Origin of the sequence: Winogradskyella pacifica (assembly GCF_013403915.1) — a bacterium.
GTDB classification, from domain to species: Bacteria; Bacteroidota; Bacteroidia; order Flavobacteriales; family Flavobacteriaceae; genus Winogradskyella; species Winogradskyella pacifica.
The window spans coordinates 1-712 of record NZ_JABFDI010000066.1; the positions used below are offsets into that span (position 1 = coordinate 1).

A 712-nucleotide genomic window follows, 5' to 3' on the forward strand; every position below is an offset into this window, starting at 1 on the left:
CGCTCGACGACCTCTTCGGCAAAGACGAAGTACAGAAGAACTTCGACGGAACGGAGCACGCATACGCTCCCAAGGCGCGCGTTCTCGCCGATTGGAACGGGGCCACATACGGAATCCCGTTCGTGTTCTCCACACCTGTGTTCTATTACAATGCAACTCTTTTCGAGCAGGCTGGCCTCGACCCGGATTCCCCGCCCGAGACGTGGGAGCAGGTCGCCGACGCGGCGACGGCGATCGCCGAGCGCACCGGCAAGGGCGGCGTCTACCTCGATTGCCTCACCAAGTCCGCGAAGGACTGGTGCTACCAGAGCCTGGTCCGGTCGAACGGGGGGCGCGTGATCTCCGAGGATCGGAAGACGCTCGAGTTCGCGGACGAAGCAGCGGTCGAAGCGACAACCATGGCCCAGCAGCTTGTGGCCGACGGGGCGACACCGGTGTTGAGCCAGAAGCAGGGCTACGAGGCGTTCGCCCGCGGTGACATGGGCATGCTCCTCGAGACCAGTGCAATTCAGGGGATGTTCGTCAAGGGTGCCACCGACAACTGGGATCTGCGCTCCACCACGATGCCGTCGTTCGGAGACAAGCCGGTCGTCCCGACCAATTCGGGTGCCTCGCTGTTCACCTTCGCATCCGATCCAGCCAAGCAGCGTGCCTCGTGGGAGTTGATAAAGTTCCTCACCAGCGAGGAGTCCTACATCACGATCTCGCAGGG

At 62.8% G+C, this 712-nt stretch carries 1 protein-coding gene; it reads left to right on the forward strand.

Annotation, left to right across the window (positions count from 1 at the left end; translation table 11 throughout):
* Nucleotides 1-712: extracellular solute-binding protein (locus tag HM984_RS18065; protein ID WP_179350120.1), on the forward strand; the 712-nt coding region annotated here is incomplete at both ends.